This is a genomic window from Falsiroseomonas sp., assembly GCF_030695085.1.
Classification (GTDB): Bacteria; Pseudomonadota; Alphaproteobacteria; order Acetobacterales; family Acetobacteraceae; genus Falsiroseomonas.
This window is the reverse complement of record NZ_JAUYTS010000058.1, coordinates 34,879-50,601: the sequence shown is the minus strand read 5'-3', so window position 1 is coordinate 50,601 and position 15,723 is coordinate 34,879. Positions and strand designations below refer to the sequence as shown.

Here is a 15,723-nt window from a genome sequence, read left to right as displayed (position 1 = left end):
GCCGCGCTGGCGGCGCTGGCGGCGAGCTGGGAATCGCGGCTGGAAGCGGCCGGTCCGGCGGAGGCCGGCGCGCTGGCCCGCGGCGCTGCCCGGCACCGGGACCTGCACCCGCACCGGTTGGTGCTGCGCGGGCCCGATGGTCCGGCGCTCGCCGCCGGCCTGGCCGATTGGCGGCATGCGGCGCCGAAGGCGCGGGCGGTCTCGGGCCTGGCCGCGGCCTCCGGCGGGTTGTGTTTCGTGTTCAGCGGCAATGGCGCGCAGTTCGCCGGCATGGGGCGCATCGCGCTGGCCCATTCGGTGCCGTTCCGCGCCGGGATGGCCGCTGCCGATGCCGCGCTGGCGCCGCTGCTCGGCTGGTCGCCGCTGGACATGGTCGAGGGCGGCGTGACGGCGGAGCAGCTGGCGGCGACGGATATCGCCCAGCCGCTGCTGTTCGCCATCCAGGTGGCCAGTCTTCAGGCGCTGGCGGCGGAAGGCCTGCGGCCGGATCTGGTTCTCGGCCATTCGGTCGGTGAGGTCGCCGCCGCCCATGCCGCGGGGTTGCTGGATCTGGCCGCCGCCGCGCGGCTGGTCGTGGCACGTTCGCGCCAGCAGCACCGCACCCGCGGCCGGGGCCGCATGGCCGCGCTGGGCGCCACCGCGGCCGAGGCCAAGGCGCTGATCGCCGCCGCCGGCCTGGAAGGCCGCGTCGAGATCGGCGCGCTGAACGGCCCCGCCGCGGTCACGCTGGCCGGGCCGGAATCCGACCTCGCCGTGCTGCGGCAGGCGGCGGAGGCACGGCGGCATGCCTATGTCGCGCTCGACCTGGATTATGCCTTCCACAGCGCCGCCATGGATGCGGTGCGGGATGGGCTGCTGGAGGAGCTGATCGGCCTCACCGGCCAGCCCGGCAGCCTGCCGATGATCTCGACGGTCACCGGCGAAGCCCTGACCGGCGACGCACTCGGCCCGGTCTATTGGTGGCGCAACCTGCGCCAGCCGGTGAAGTTCGAGCCGGCACTGCGCAATGCCATCGCCCAGGGCACCCGGCTGTTCCTGGAAATCGGCCCCAACCCGGTGCTGCAATCCTATCTGCGCGAGACCGCCCGTGCGGCGGGGGTGGAGGCGGCGAATCTCGTCAGCCTCAGCAAGCGCGATGTGGAAGGCGCGGACCCGTTCCCGGCCATCGCCGATCGCGCCTTCGCCGCTGGCGCAGATTTGCGCGGCGGCCCGGCCTTCGCCGGCCCCGCCACCACCCGCCTGCCGCTGACCCCCTTCGACCGCAAGCCGGTCTGGCAGCCGGAGACGGTGGAAGCGATCCGGCTGGTGGATGCGGTGCAGGATCACCCGCTGCTCGGCTTCCGCCGGGGCGCGGAGCCAGGCGTCTGGACCGTGTCGCTGGATACCGAGCAATCGCCCTGGCTGGCCGACCACCGGCTCGGCCCGGATGCGGTGCTGCCGGCCTCGGGCATGCTCGACATGGCGCTCGCCGCAGCCCGCGCCCGCACGCCCGACGCGGTGGCGCTGGAGGTGGGGGAATTCCGCATCCTCCGCGCCGTGCAGCTGGAACACGGCCGGGCACGGGAATTGCGCTGCACGCTGGATGCCGCCACCGGCCTGTTCCGCATCGAGGGCCGCCGTCGCCTCTCGGAGGAAGCCTGGGCGCTGCACGCGGAAGGCGAGCTGCGGGTTGCCACCGCCGCGGCGCTGGACCCGCCCGGCCTGCCATCCGGCCCGCGTGGCAGCCTGGGCGGCAGCCCCGCCGCGCTGGATGGCGCGGCATTGCGGGCCTTCGCGGCGCGTCTCGGCCTGACCTATGGCGCGGCCTTCGCCGCGGTGGACAGCGTGGCGCCGACCGCCGTGCCCGGCCAGGTGCGGGTGCGGCTTTCGCTGCCCGAATCCGCGCCGCCGGATGCGGGCTACCTGTTGCATCCCTCGCGCCTCGATGGCGCCATGCAGGGGCTGTTCGCGCTGCTGGCGGAGACACCGCCGCCGCCCGGCACGGGCCTGGTGCCGGTGCGCTTCGGCCGGCTGGTGGCGCTGGCCGGCGCTGCGCCCGCGGTGAGTGCCGATGTCACGCTGACCCGTCGCGGCGTGCGCTCCGCCACCGCGCGGATGGTGCTGCGCGATGCGGTGGGGCGCATCGTCGCACGCATCGAGGATGCGGTGTTCCAGCGCTTTGCCCTGCCGGGCGCGGCCAGCGCGGAGGATGCGGTCTATCGCATCGGCCTGGCACCTGCCGCGGATGGCGCGCCGCCCGCCCCGGCACTGGCGCCCGCGCTGGAGGCCGCCCGCGCCGCCGCCGCCGCGCTGGACCTGACCGAGGCGTCCCTGCTGCTGGAGGCGCATGTCGCCGCCGCCGCCCAGGGCCTCTACGCCGCCGAGCCGTCGCTGCACGAAGCCGCGCCCGAGGCTTCCGCCTACGAAGCGTTCCTGCGCCGCGCGCTGGTGGAGGATGGCGCGGCGGAGCCGGTGCAGAAGGGCAGGCCGGGCGGCATCCGCCTGCTGCCCGACAATGCGCTGCCCGACGCCGCCGAGATCTGGCGATCGGTCCTGGCCGAACAGCCGGCGCTGGCGCTCGACCTCGCCTGGATCGCCGAAGCCGCCGAACGCCTGCCGGATGCGCTGCATGGCTGCCTGCGCGACCCGGCGCCGCCCCCGGCGCAGGGGGAGGGCATGGCCCGGCTGGCGGAGGCGCTGGCCGCGGCCGTCGGCGCATTGGCCGCCGCCTGGCCGGAAACCCGGCCGCTGCGCATCCTGGAAGTGGGCGCCGCTGGCGGCGTGCTGGCGCGGCGCGTGCTGGCGCGGCTGGCGCCGATGGGCCGTGCGCTGGTCTATGTCGCGGCCGGGGAAGGGCGGGTGCCGCTGCCCGAATTGCCGGAGGGCATGCCGGCGGGCAGCGAGATCCGTGGTGTGATCTGGGACCCGCTGGGCGATGCGCCGCCGCCGCTGGTGGCGGACCTGGTCATCGGCCTGGCGCCGGCCGCCCGCGCCAAGGCCGGCACCACGCTGGCCACCGCGCTGCGCCCGGCGCTGGCGGAAGGCGGCGCGCTGCTGCTGGTGGAACCGCTGCCGGGCCGCGTCTGGACTTTCGTCTGTGGCCAGGACCCCGCCTGGTGGACCGGCCTCGGGCCGGATGCGGCGGGTGGCTCGGCGGGTGGGGCGCTGCCGGATGCGGCGCTCTGGCTCGGCCGGCTGGCGGAGGGTGGTTTTCGCGCCTCCGTCGCCGAACCGCTGTCCTGCGCCCCCTGGCCGGCGCTGCTGCTGGCCGCGGAACAGCCGCCGCCCTCCGCCGCCGCGCCGCCCGCGCCGCCGCGCAGCCTGCTGCTGGCCGATGCCGAATCCGCGCCTCTGGCCGATGCGCTGGCCGCCAAGCTGCGGCGTCGTGGCGCGGTGGTGGAGCGGGCCGGGCTGGACGAGGTGCCCGATACGTCCCGCCTGCGCGGCGCAAGGCTGCTGGTGCTCGCGGCGCCGGAGGAACCGGCGCTGGCCGCGACGCTCGCCGCCGTGACCCGGCTGGCGGAAGCCGCCACCGGTATCGCCGCCGGTTTCGTGCTGGTGACGCAGGGCGGGCTGCAACCGCCGGAGGGCTGCCACGTGCCGCAGGCCGCCGCCTTGCTCGGCCTGGCCCGCGTGCTGACGAACGAGATGCCGGCGCTGCGCCCGCGGCGGATCGACCTTGCCCCCGGCCTGGCGCCGGAGGCCGCGGCGCGGCGCCTGGCGGCGGAACTGGCCCAGATGGAGTCGGTGACGGTGCCGGAGCCGGAGGTGACGCTCGGCCCGGATGCGCGGCTGGTGCCCCGCCTGCAACGCGGCCTGACCACGCCCGCGCCCGGCGGGCCGCTCGCGCTCGGCATCGGCCAGCCCGGCCGCCTCGGCACCCTGCGCTGGGAAGCCGCGCCGCCGCGCGCGCCCGGGCCGGGTGAGGTGGCGCTGCGCGTCGAAGCCGCGGGGCTGAATTTCCGCGACCTGATGTGGGCGCAGGGGCTGCTGCCGGAGGAAGTGCTGGAGGCAGGCTTCGCCGGCCCGACGCTTGGCATGGAATGCGCCGGCATCGTCGAACAGGCCGGGCCGGGCGTCGCGCTGCGCCCCGGCACCCGCGTCTTCGGCTTCGCGCCGGGCGCGCTGGCTGCCCGCGTCATCACCCGGGTGGAGGCGATCGCGCCGCTGCCGGAGGGGCTGGACCCGGTGCAGGCCGCGACCATCCCGGTCGCCTTCATGACCGCGCTGCATGCGCTGGAGACCTGCGCCGACCTGCAACAGGGCGAGACGGTGCTGATCCATGGCGGCGCCGGTGCCGTCGGGCTCGCCGCCTTGCAGGTGGCACAGTCCATCGGCGCGCGCATCGCGATGACCGCCGGCAGCGCCGCCAAGCGCGCCTTCCTGCGCGCCGCCGGCGCCGACCTGGTGCTGGACAGCCGCGACCCCGGCTTCGCCGATGCGCTGCGTGCCGCCTGGCCGGAGGGTGTAGATGTGGTGCTGAACTCCCTGGCCGGCGAGGCGATGGAGAGGTCGCTCGGCCTCGTGAAGCCGTTCGGGCGCTTCGTCGAGCTGGGCAAGCGCGACTATGTCGAGAACCGCCGCGCGCCGATCCGCCCGCTGCGGCGCAATGCCAGCTACTTCGCCGTGGATGTGGATGAACTGCCGCGCGCCCGCCCGGGCCAGGCCTCCCGCCTGCTGGGCCAGGTGCGCGACCGGCTGCAGGACGGCACGCTGCGGCCGCTGCCGCATGCGCTGTTCGGGCCGGAGGAGGTGGAGGCCGCCTTCCGCACGCTGCAGGCCTCCGCCCATATCGGCAAGCTGGTGATCCGCCCGCCGGCAGAACGCCCCGCCACCGCCGCGCCCTGGGCGCCGCCGGCCGGCCAGACCATCATCGTGGTCGGCGGCACGCGTGGCTTCGGCCTGGCCACCGCGCGCTGGCTGGTCGGGCAGGGGGCGAAGCACCTGGCGCTGATCGGCCGCAGCGGCGGGGAGGAGGCGGCCGCCGCGCTGCGCGAGCTTTCGGCGCTCGGCGCCCGCCCCGCGTTGCATCAATGCGATGCGGCGGATGCCGAAGCCCTGGCGGCGACACTGACAAAAATCCGGGCGGCGCGGCCGATCGGCGGCGTGGTGCATTGCGCGGCGGTGCTGGATGACGGCGCCGCCACGGCGATGGATGCCGCCCGTTTCCGCCGTGTGCTGGCGCCGAAGCTGCGGGCGGCGGAGAATCTGGACCGGCTGACCTCGGGCGACAAGCTGACGCTGTTCCTGCTGTTCAGCTCCGCCACCACCACCTTCGGCAATCCCGGCCAGGCCAATTACGTCGCCGCCAATGCGGCGCTGGAGGCGTTGGCGCGACGCCGCCGTGCCGCCGGCCGCCCGGCGCTGGCCATCGGCTGGGGGCCGATCGCCGATGTCGGCATGCTGGCCGATGACCGGGAGAAGGCGGAGAAGCTGAACCGCCGCCTGGGCGTGACGGGCATGACGGCCGCCGAATCGCTGGCCGTGCTGCCGGCGCTGCTGGCCGCCTCGGATGCCGCGCCCCTGCTGGTGCGCCTGTCCAGTGGCGAGGGCCGCATCGCCCTGCCGATCATGGCGGAGCCGATGCTGGGGGCGCTGGCCGGCGTCGAGGCGCCCGCTTCCGCCGACGATCTGCGCGCCCGCCTGCCCAGCCTGCCGCGGCCGGAGGCGGAGGCGCTGATCCTGCGCCTGGTGACGGAGGAGATCGCCCGCATCCTGCGCCTGCCGGCGGAGGCGGTGGCGGCGGATGCCGCGGTCACCGGTTTGGGGCTCGACAGCCTCGGCGCGCTGGAGTTGCGCGGGGGGCTGGAACAGCGCCTCGGCGTGCAGGTGGCACTCGCCGCACTCACGGAGGAGTTGACGGTGGGGGCCTTGGCGCGGCAGATCGCAGATGCGGCCTTGGCGCCGGCGGGCGACGAGGCGACCATCTCCACCCTGATGGAATCCTTCGAGCCCAGCGCCGGGGCCATACGCGCGGCCGAATAGTGGCCGGCGGAGCAGTCAGGGATCAGCACGTCAGCATGAGTCGCGGTCAGGGATTCGGCCTCTCCAACGCCGCACGGCTTGCTCTGGTGCAACGCCTGGCGCGGCGGCGGGAGGGGCAGGATGCGCAGGCAGCCTCCGACCAGAAGGGCTTCGGCGCCATCCAGGGCCTGCGCGATTTCGGCCTGATGCAGGAAGCGATGGGCGCGCTGTCCATCGAAAGCCCCTTCTTCCGGGCGCATGAGGGCAGGGCCGGCGCGCACAGCCTGGTCGGCAATCGCGAGGTCATCAATTTCGGCTCCTACGACTATCTCGGCCTGAATGGCGACCCGCGCCTGCACAAGGCGGCCGCCGATGCCATGGCGCGCTACGGCATCTCGGCCAGCGCCTCCCGCCTGGTCTCCGGCGAAAGGCCGGTGCATGGCGAACTGGAACGGCGGCTGGCGGCGCATTACGGCCAGCAGGCGGCGCTGGCCTTCGTCAGCGGCCACGCCACCAATGTCACGGTCATCGGGCACCTGATGGGGCCGCGCGATGTCATCGTGCACGACGCTGCCATCCATAATTCCTGCGTCGAGGGCGCCAGGCTTTCGGGCGCGCGGCGCGTTTCCTTCGCCCATAACGACGTTCGCGCGGCGGAACGCGAGATGGCCGCCGTGCGGCGCAGCGCCGGGCGCGCGCTGCTGCTGGTGGAGGGGCATTACTCGATGGATGGCGACGTGCCGGACCTGGCCGCGCTGGTCCGCATCGCCCGCAAGCATGATGCCTGGCTGATGGTGGATGACGCGCATGGCCTGGGCTGCGTCGGCGCCACCGGCAAGGGGGTGTTCGAGGCCGCGGGCGTCGATCCGGCCGAGGTCGACATCTGGATGGGCACCCTGTCCAAGACGCTGTGCGCCGCCGGGGGCTACATCGCTGCCCGCGGCGACCTGATCGACTGGATGCGCCACACCGTGCCGGGCTTCGTCTATTCGGTGGGCCTCGCCCCGCCGCTTGCCGCATCCGCCGCCGCGGCGATGGATGTGATGGCGGCGGAGCCCTGGCGGGTGACCAAGCTCCAGGCCAATTCGACGCTGTTCCGCGACCTGTGCCGGGCGCGCGGCTTCGATACCGGCAGTTCGGAGGGGTTGGGCATCGTGCCCGTGGTGCTCGGCAGTTCCGTGCGCGCCATCCGCGTCTCGGCGGCGCTGCTGGAGCATGGGGTGAACGCGCTGCCCATCGTCTTCCCGGCCGTGCCGGAGAAGCTGGCGCGGCTGCGCTTCTTCATCTCGGCCGAACACTCCGAGCAGGATGTGCGGGACGCCGTGGCGGCGCTGGTGGCGGCGACGGATGGCGTGGCGCCGGCCGATCTGGCCGGGTGAGCCTGCACACCCGACCTGTCGCCACCACCGCCGAGGCGCGCGCCTTCCACGCCCTGCCGGCGCGGCTGCGCCACCTCGGCTGGTCCGTGCCGCTGCGGTGGGAGGAGGCGCGGATGTTCGATCCGGGCTTCTTCAAATTCCTCGCCGATCATCACGTGGCGCGCTTCCTGGCCTGGCGCGATGGCACGCCGGTCGGGCGCATCGCCGCCTGCGTGCCGCACGATGCCACCGCGCCCGCCAGCTTCGGCTTTCTTTGCGCGGAGCGTGACCCGGCGGTGCTGGCGGCGCTGCTGGAGGCCGCGCGCGGCTTCATCCGCGGGCAGGGCCGGGATTCCATGACCGGGCCGCTGTCCTTCACCATCAACCATGAGGTCGGCGCGCAGGTCGGCTTCCACGACCGGCCGCCGATGCTCCGCATGCCCGGCACGCCCGCGTGGCTGCCGGCGATGCTGGACGCCGCCGGGCTGGACCCGGTGCAGGATGTGCTGGCCTGCACCCTGGATGTGGTGGCGGAGCGCCATTCGGCGCGTTTCGCGGCGCTGGCGCTGAAGCGCCCGGCCGATATGGCGCGGCTGCGGCTGCGGGTGATGGACCGGCGCGATTTCGCGGGCGAGGTCCGCCGGATCGCCGATCTCTACAACGATGCCTGGGGCGCCAATTGGGGCGCGGTGAAGCTGCGCCCGGCGGAGGTGGAAAGCCTCGGCCAGCTGCTGCGCCCATTGCTGTGGTCGGGGGAGGTGATCTTCGCCGACTGGGACCGCACCCCGGTCGGCCTGGTCGCCGTGGTGCCGAACCTGGCCGCTTCCATGCCGGCGGATGGCAGGTTGCTGCCATTGGGCTGGCCGCGCCTGGCGGGCGCGCTGGCCGGCCGGGTGGGCTCCGCACGGGTGCCGATGCTCGGCATCACCCAGGCCTTTCGTGGCCACCCGGCCAGTGCGCTCGCGATGGGCGCGCTGCTGCGGGAGGCGATTGGCCTGGCCGGGCGGCGCGGCTGGCGGCAGCTGGAGATTTCCTGGATTCTCGAAGCCAATGCGGCGATGCGGAACGCCATGGCGCGGCTGCCGGCACCGGTCACCGGGCGCTGGCGGTTGTGGCAGGGCACGGTGGTGTGAAACCGGTTGAAACCGTCCCGGGTCCCGGCGGCATTGACAGTTTCGGCACTGGTGGTGGCTATGGGACGCACATGCCGCCGCCTCACTCTCATGCGACTCCTCCGGATCGGATTGTGGTTCCCCAGGCCGGGTCCGGACCCCGGTCAGGTCCCCGCCGCTTCCTGTTCCTCCAGGGGCCGATCAGCCCGGTCTTCTACGAGGTTGCGGGTGGGCTCGCACAGCGCGGCCATGTGGTGCATCGCATCAACCTCTCGCTCGGGGATCGGCTGTTCTGGCGGCAGATGCCCGGCGTGCGGCCGGCCGTGGACTACCAGGGCACGCCGGCCGCCTGGCCGGATTTCATCGCTGGCTACCTCGATGCCCATGGCATCACCGACATCCTGCTGCTGGGTGAACAGCGCGCCTACCACCGTGCCGCGATCGCCGCGGCGCATCGGCGCGGCGTTGCCGTGGCGGTGACGGATTTCGGCTATTTCCGGCCGGATTGGGTGACGCTGGAACGCGACGGCATGGGCGGGGACAGCCATTTCCCGCGCGACCCGGCCGCAATCCGCGCCCTGGCCGCGGGCCTGCCGCCAGCCGACCTGACCGAGCGCTTCCGCGACGATTTCCGCCTCCAGGCCCAGTGGGACGTGGCCTACCACCTGGCGAATCTCGCCCCCTGGCCCTTCCCCCGCTACGCCAGCCACCAGCTGCACCACCCGGTCTCCACCTATCTCGGCATCGCCCTGCGGCTGCTGCGGCGGCGCGCGGAGCACCGGGAGGGTCTGCGCGCGCTGGAGGCCATCGGCACCGCGCCCTTCTGGTTGTTCGCCATGCAGATGGAGACGGATTTTTCCGTCCGCGCCTATTCGCCCTATCCCGACCTCGACACCCCGATCGCGGAGGTGCTGGACAGCTTTTCCCGCCTCGCGCCGCCGGAGGCGCATCTGCTGGTGAAGGTGCATCCGCTGGACCCCTGCGTGAAGCGCTGGGGCCGGCGCGTCGGTGCCATGGCGCGGCGCGGCGGGCTGCAGGGCCGGGTGCATGTGGCGCATCACGGGCCGCTGGACGCCATGCTGCTGCGGGCGCGCGGGCTGATCACCATCAACAGCACGGTGGGGCTGCGCGCCCTGGCGCTTGGCCGCCCCTGCAAGGCGCTGGGGCAGGCGGTGTGGAACGTGCCGGGCCTGGCCCATCAAGGCCCGCTCGACCGCTTCTGGAGCGAAGCCGCGCTGCCGGATCTGGAACTGCGCGACGCCTTCCTGGCCGCGCTGCAAGCCACCACGCAGCTTCGCGGCGTGTTCTATGGCACCGAGGGCCGCGCCGCCGCCGTGCAGGCCATCGTCCAGGCGCTGCACGCCGACCGGGTCGGCCCCGCCATGCCGGCGGCGGCGCTGCCCGGATTGCGGGCCGGGTAGGCCGGCACGGCCGGTTCGCGGAAGGCGGCGCTGCCGCCTGCATCCTACCCCTCGGGACTGACCCGGAAGCGCATCCGCCGGCTGGCCCAGTCGCCGAGGCGGGGTGGCAGCAGGGCCAACAGGCGCAGCGTCAGGGCCAGCGGCCAGGGGAAGGCGGCGGCGGGCTGGCCGGCGCGGAGCGCCTTGTGGACGCGGTCGGCGGCCTGGTCCTGGCTCAGCAGGAACAGGCGCGGGCCGTGGAATCGTTCGCCCATGGCGCTTTCGAAGAAGCCGGGGGTGATGAGGGTGACGCGCAGGCCACGCGGGCCTTCCGCCGCGCGCATCCCCTGGCCCCAGGCGATCAGCCCGGCCTTGCTGGCGCAATAGGCCGGGAAGTCGGGCAGGCCGCGAAAGCCGGCGACGGAGGCGATCAGGCCGATGCGCCCGGCCCCGCGCGCCCGCATGCCGGGCAGCAGCGGGCCGATCAGGTTGATGGCGCCGATCAGGTTCACCGCGACCTGGCGGGTGGCGGCGGCGGTGTCTTCCGGGGTGCCATCCGGCGCGGTACCGGCGGAGGTGCCGGCATTGGCGATGACGAGGTCGACCGGCCCCGTGGCCTCAAAGGCGGCCAGGGCTGCGGCAATTCCGGGTGCGTCGGTGATGTCGAGGGGGGCGGTGGTCACGCCGGCGCCGCGCGCCCGGCATTCCTCGGCCACCGCCTCCAGCGCGGCGGCGGAACGCGCGGTCAGCAGCAGCCGCGTGCCGGGCGCGGCGAAGCGCCGGGCGAGCGCCGCGCCGAGGCCGCGGGAGGCGCCGCTGATGACGATGCTGTGGATCGGGGCAGCGGTCATCGCCAGCCGCGCAGCCAGGCGATGCCGCGGGTGACGAAGCCCTGGACTGCGCGGAGCCGGGCGCGGCGGCCGGGGGGAAACAGATCGGGGCGGTCCATGCGCTCCAATAGCACCTCCGGCGGGCAGGGCAGGCGGGTCAGCGGGTCGATGCAGCGCGGATAGAGGATCAGCGCGCCGGCCACCATCTCGTCCAGAGTCAGCTTGCGGGTGCGGGGCGGGGTGGCGGGGGGGCCGCGATCCTCGGTCAGGCCCCAGCCGGCATAGAAGGGGGTGCCCCAGCAGGTGACGGGCAGGCCGCGCAGCAGGGCCTCGAAGCCGGTGAGGGACGTGATGGTATGGACCTCGTCCACCAGCCCGAACAGCGGGGCCATCGGCACGCCGCGCAGCACCTGGTCGGCGAGGCCCGCAAGCTCCGCCCCGGCGATGCGGCCGCGGCGGAAGCCTGCCTCGATGTCCGGGTGCGGCTTGTACAGGATGAAGGCGTCCGGCGCCGCGGCCCGCACGGCGCGCAGCAGGTCCAGGTTGCGGCGGACGTGCCCGGCGCCGTGGCGGATCGAGGCATCATCCTCCACCTGGCCCGGCACCAGGATGCGGCGGCGGCCGGGCGGGGCGGCGATCTCCGGCACATTGCCGCCGAGATTGTATTTGGTGACCCCGCGCGCGACCACGGCCTGGCGCAGGGCGCGGGCGCGGGCCAGCAGGGCGGGGGGGAATTCCGCGGTGGCGAGCAGCCGGGCGAGATCACTCTCCCGCGCCGGATCGTAGTAGGGGCCGCGCTGATCGAGGGCGAAGGACGCCCCGGCACGAAAGGCGGCGCCGAGGCCGGCGGAGCGGATGAAGCCATCCTCCAGCCAATGCAGGGGCACGCCCGCGGCGGCGCAGCGGGCCGGCAGATCCTCCGGCGCGCTGGCCGACCAGGCGAGCAGCGCGCCGCCGCGCTGGGCGGCCCGCACCACGGCGCGGCCAGGGCTGCCGAGGAAGGCGGGCGGCGGCGCATCGGAGGCCAGCAACTCCCGCACCCGTTCCCGCTTGTAGGGATGGATGCCGAGGCAGGCGGCGAAGGAACGTCCCTCCGCCTGCCGCGCGCACCACAGCGCCAGGATCTCCACGCCCTGTTCGATGCCGCAGGGCGCGCCGCGAAACGGGTCGGCGGCGCGGGTCGCGGCGAGGAGCGCGGCCCAGGTCGCCGCGGCATCCGCACCGGCCAGCGGGCCATCGGCGATCGGCACGCCGGCGGCCAGGGCCAGCAGCGCAAGGTCGCGGCTGGCGCCGTGCAGCGTCAGGCCAAGGTCGAGCAGGCACCAGGGGTCGGTTGCCGGCAGGCTGCCGGGCAGGACCGGGGCACCCTCGGCGAAAGGGTCCTGCATCAGCAGTACCGGCGCGCCCGCCACCTGCAAGGCATGCAGCGTGGCGAGCGCGGCGCCGCGCCGCGCCGGGTCGCAGGGGTCGAGCAGGATGTGGCGCGCGGCGCCGGACGCAGGATGCTGCCGGGGCAGGCCCGCCGGGGCGCCGATGCGGCCAGCCGCGATCGCCGCCATCACCTGGCGCGCCCGCTTCAGGTCCAGCGCCGGTGGCGGCGCCGCGAGCGCCATGCCCACGGGGTCCGGCCCGCTGGCCACCACCAGCAGCACGGGCACCTGCCGCGGGCCGAGGCGCGGTGAGCGGAAGGGACCCTGGGCGTAGTACAGCACCCCGGCCTCCGCCGTTCCGTCGCTTGCGCCAGTCAGCAGCCGGGTGCCCGGGAAGAACGCCTGCAGATCCGGCAGGGTCGCCAGTGAGGCCTGCGGCAGCCGGATCGGCGGCAGCGCGGCATCAGCCGATGGGGGCGTGAGGTGCCCGGCTTGCATGGGTCGCTGCATACATTTGCATTTTGCCTAAGCCGGGGCCTTCGGCTAGTGTCCGAGGCCATGATGCATCGCACACAGGCGCCGGCCATGCCGGCCGGCTCGTTTTCCGGTCCCCTGCTCCGGCGCGCCATGGTTGTGCTGGTTGGCGTGCTTGCCCTGTCTGGTTGCGCCCGACTCGGGGCGGATGGGCTGGGCAGCCGCCCGGCGCCGCCGGCAGGCGCCGCGGCTTCGACGGACCCGCTGGTGGTCTGGGCCGGCCGCGCACAGCCCGGCGCGGTGGAGCGGGTGACACTGGCGGATGGGCAGACGGCACAGGTGCGGATGGTGCGCGCCTACAACGCCGCCAGCGGCCGCGAATGCCGTGAGTTGCTGGTCGGCTCCGGCATGGTGGAGCGTGCCCGGCTGGTCTGCGCGGTTCCCGGTGGCTGGGTCGAGGCCCGGCCGCTGCTTCGCGGTGGCGGGGCAGCCAGGCCGTGAGTGCCGCGACCGGCGGCCCCGGCGGGCTGCCCAAGGGGCTGCCGGATGGCATGCCGGCACCGCGGAGCCAGTTCGAGCAGACCATGGAAGGGCTGCGGGTGCAGGGGCGGGTCATCCACGCCCTGCTGCTGCGCGAATTGCAGACGCGCTTCGGCCGCGGGCATCTGGGCTTCCTGTGGCTGTTCCTGGAGCCTTTGCTCCTGGCCAGCGCGATCGGCATCCTGAAGTCGTTGTTCAGCCCGGGTGGGACGGGCGCCGTGCCGACCTTCCTGTTCGTGGTTGTCGGCTATGCGCCGTATTTCGCGTTTCGCGCCATCATCAACCGCGCCACGACTGCATTCCAGGCGAACATGACGCTGATGTACCATCGGCAGGTGCGGCTGTTGGACATCATGGTGGCGCGCAATCTGCTGGAAATGTCAGCCGTCACCTGCGTGCTGTTGCTTGTGATTGCCAGCACGTCCTGGCTCACCAGCTTCGCGCCACATAATCTGCCGACGATGATGTTGGCGCTTCTGCTGCTGTTCGGCTTTGCCAACGGCCTGGCGCTGCTGATTGCCGCCGGCGCCGCGCGGTGGGAGGTGGTGGACCGGATCGTCCCTCCCATGACCTACATTTCCCTGCCCTTCTCAGGCGCGCTCTTCGCCCTGCATTACCTGCCGCGGGGGTGGCGGGAACTGCTGCTTTGGAACCCGCAGGTTCATATGCATGAGATGCTGCGCGACGGCATGTTCGGCGACCTGATACCTGCCTATTACAGCACGCCCTATCTTCTCGCCTGGGTGCTCGGCCTGAACCTGCTCGGCCTGGCGGCGGTCCGTGCGGTTCGCACACGGCTTGAATTCTGATGATCTACTTCGACCGGGTCTCCAAGCACTACGATCTGCGCGGTGGCACCAAGAAGCACGTTCTGCGCAACGTGTCCGGCATCATCCGGCCGGGCGATGCGCTGGGCATCCTCGGCCGCAACGGCGCCGGAAAATCCACGCTGGTGCGGATGCTGGCCGGGGTGGAGCATCCCAATTCCGGGCGCATCGAGCGCCGCATGACCGTATCCTGGCCGTTGGCGCATGGCGTGGGCCTGCAGAATTCGATGTCGGGTGCGGACAATGCCCGCTTCATCGCCCGCATCTACAACCAGCCGATCAAGAAGGTGCTCGATTTCGTCGAGGATTTCGCCGAACTCGGGCCGTACATGAACATGCCCGCCAAGACCTATTCGGTCGGCATGATGGGGCGGTTGCTGCTCGGGCTGTCCTTCGCGGTCGATTTCGACTGCTACCTGATCGATGAGGTGACGGCGACCGGCGACCAGCGCTTCGTGCAGCGCGCGCAGGCCCTGCTGGCGGAAAAGACCCGCGGCCGATCCCTGGTGCTGGTCAGCCATGTGCCGGAACACCTGAAAATGTATTGCCGCTCCGCCGCGGTGCTGAATGAAGGCAGCCTGACCTTCTTCGAGGATGTCGATGAAGCTGTCGCCACCTATAAGGCCCTCTGAGGCCGCCACCACCTCCGGCATGGACGCGCCGTTGCCGCAGGCGCGGCAGCGGCCGAAGCGCAGCCTGTTGGCAAGGCTGCGGCCGAAAGGCGTGCTGGGCTGGTATGTCCTGCTGGTGCTGCTGCCGACGGCGATCGTCGCCGGCTACTACATGACCTATGCGGCGGACATGTATGAGGCGGAGGCCCGCATCCTGGTGCGCGGTCGCCCCGGTGCCAGCGGCGGTGGCGGTGCCGGCGGGATCGCCAGCATCCTCGGCGGCTCGGCCGGTGCGCTTCGGCCGGGAGCGGAGGAGGCGCAGGCGGTGACATCCTTTGTCGACAGCCTGGATGCCGTGGCCGGACTGAGCCGCCAGTTCAACCTTGCCGAGATCTGGCGCCGTCCGGAAGCCGACCGTTTCTCCCGCCTTTGGTACGAGGAGCCGGAAGCCGAGCGGCTGCTGCGCTACTACCGCCGCCGCGTCACCGCCACCTTCGACCTGGAGACCAGCATCGTCACGCTGAAGGTGCTGGCCTTCCGGCCCGAGGATGCGCGCGGGATTGCCGAGGCGCTGCTGGGGCTGTCCGAGGACCTGGTGAACCGCTTCTCCGCCCGCACCTCCGAGGACACGCTGCGTGTCGGGCGGGAGGAGGTTGCAATCGCGGAGCGGCGCGTGGTCGAGGCGCGGGCGGCACTGACCGCCTTCCGTGAGCGCGAGCAGACGCTGGACCCGACCGCGGCCGTCGGCTCCGCCGTGCAGACGATCGGCCGGCTGGAGGCAACGCTGTCAGCGGCGCGGACGGAGCTGCAGGAAAAGCAGGCCTTCATGCGGCGCGACAATCCGCAGATCCAGGTGCTGAACAACCGCATCGCGGCGCTTCAGGCGCAGATCGCGACGGAACGGCAGCGGCGGACCAGCGGCGAGGAGACGCTGACCCAGCAGCTTTCGGGCTATGAACGCCTGCAGCTCGAGCGGGAGTTTGCCGAGCGGGTCTATTCCTCGGCCATCGGATCGATGGAAGCCGCCCGCGCGGATGCCCAGCGCCAGCAGGTCTTCCTGATGCGGGTGGTCGAGCCGAACATGCCGGAACGCGCCACATTCCCGAAGGCGATGTTCAACACCATCACGCTGCTGGTGGCGCTGACGGTGCTGTTCGCAATCGGCTGGCTGATCATGGCAGGCGCCCGCGAGCACGCCAGTTGAGGCGGCCGCGGCGGCATGGCCTTTTCCGTCCGGCCAGGACAATCTGACCACTGG

The 15,723-nt window shown here is 73.2% G+C and carries 10 protein-coding genes; 8 read left to right on the top strand and 2 right to left on the bottom strand.

Features of this window, described 5'->3' with window-relative positions; all coding sequences use genetic code 11:
• The 4 genes from Q8S40_RS07260 to Q8S40_RS07245 form a co-directional block, all read left to right on the top strand.
• Positions 1-5,964 (top strand): SDR family NAD(P)-dependent oxidoreductase (locus tag Q8S40_RS07260; protein WP_305669848.1); only part of this gene is annotated, 5,964 nt, incomplete at its 5' end.
• A gap of 35 nt (positions 5,965-5,999) precedes the next feature.
• Positions 6,000-7,322, top strand: a complete 1,323-nt coding sequence (locus Q8S40_RS07255; protein ID WP_305669847.1) for an aminotransferase class I/II-fold pyridoxal phosphate-dependent enzyme — start codon at positions 6,000-6,002, stop codon at positions 7,320-7,322.
• Complete coding sequence (locus Q8S40_RS07250; RefSeq protein ID WP_305669846.1) at positions 7,319-8,434, top strand: hypothetical protein; 1,116 nt, start codon at positions 7,319-7,321, stop codon at positions 8,432-8,434. Before Q8S40_RS07255 ends, Q8S40_RS07250 begins: the two co-directional genes overlap by 4 nt.
• 113 nt (positions 8,435-8,547) lie before the next feature.
• On the top strand, positions 8,548-9,834 hold the full coding sequence (locus Q8S40_RS07245; RefSeq protein ID WP_305669845.1) for a capsule biosynthesis protein: 1,287 nt from the start codon (positions 8,548-8,550) through the stop codon (positions 9,832-9,834).
• A gap of 44 nt (positions 9,835-9,878) precedes the next feature.
• Here Q8S40_RS07245 and Q8S40_RS07240 read toward each other — a convergent pair whose 3' ends face one another.
• Both Q8S40_RS07240 and Q8S40_RS07235 read right to left on the bottom strand, forming a co-directional pair.
• On the bottom strand, positions 9,879-10,664 hold the full coding sequence (locus Q8S40_RS07240) for an SDR family oxidoreductase (RefSeq protein ID WP_305669844.1): 786 nt from the start codon (positions 10,662-10,664) through the stop codon (positions 9,879-9,881).
• Positions 10,661-12,511: a capsule biosynthesis protein gene (locus tag Q8S40_RS07235; protein ID WP_305669843.1), complete on the bottom strand. Its 1,851-nt coding sequence runs from the start codon at positions 12,509-12,511 to the stop codon at positions 10,661-10,663. The genes Q8S40_RS07240 and Q8S40_RS07235 overlap by 4 nt, the downstream gene beginning before the upstream one ends.
• A gap of 60 nt (positions 12,512-12,571) precedes the next feature.
• On the opposite strand from Q8S40_RS07235, the gene Q8S40_RS07230 reads away from it, so the two are divergent.
• From Q8S40_RS07230 to Q8S40_RS07215, 4 genes are read left to right on the top strand one after another with little or no spacing between them, the layout of a single operon-like run.
• Complete coding sequence (locus Q8S40_RS07230) at positions 12,572-12,988, top strand: hypothetical protein (RefSeq protein ID WP_305669842.1); 417 nt, start codon at positions 12,572-12,574, stop codon at positions 12,986-12,988.
• A complete protein-coding gene (locus tag Q8S40_RS07225; protein WP_305669841.1) occupies positions 12,985-13,836 on the top strand; it encodes an ABC transporter permease in 852 nt (283 codons plus the stop codon). Before Q8S40_RS07230 ends, Q8S40_RS07225 begins: the two co-directional genes overlap by 4 nt.
• Positions 13,836-14,486, top strand: a complete 651-nt coding sequence (locus Q8S40_RS07220) for an ABC transporter ATP-binding protein (protein ID WP_305669840.1) — start codon at positions 13,836-13,838, stop codon at positions 14,484-14,486. The genes Q8S40_RS07225 and Q8S40_RS07220 overlap by 1 nt, the downstream gene beginning before the upstream one ends.
• Positions 14,449-15,669, top strand: a complete 1,221-nt coding sequence (locus Q8S40_RS07215) for a capsule biosynthesis protein (RefSeq protein WP_305669839.1) — start codon at positions 14,449-14,451, stop codon at positions 15,667-15,669. The genes Q8S40_RS07220 and Q8S40_RS07215 overlap by 38 nt, the downstream gene beginning before the upstream one ends.
• Positions 15,670-15,723: the final 54 nt, after the last annotated feature.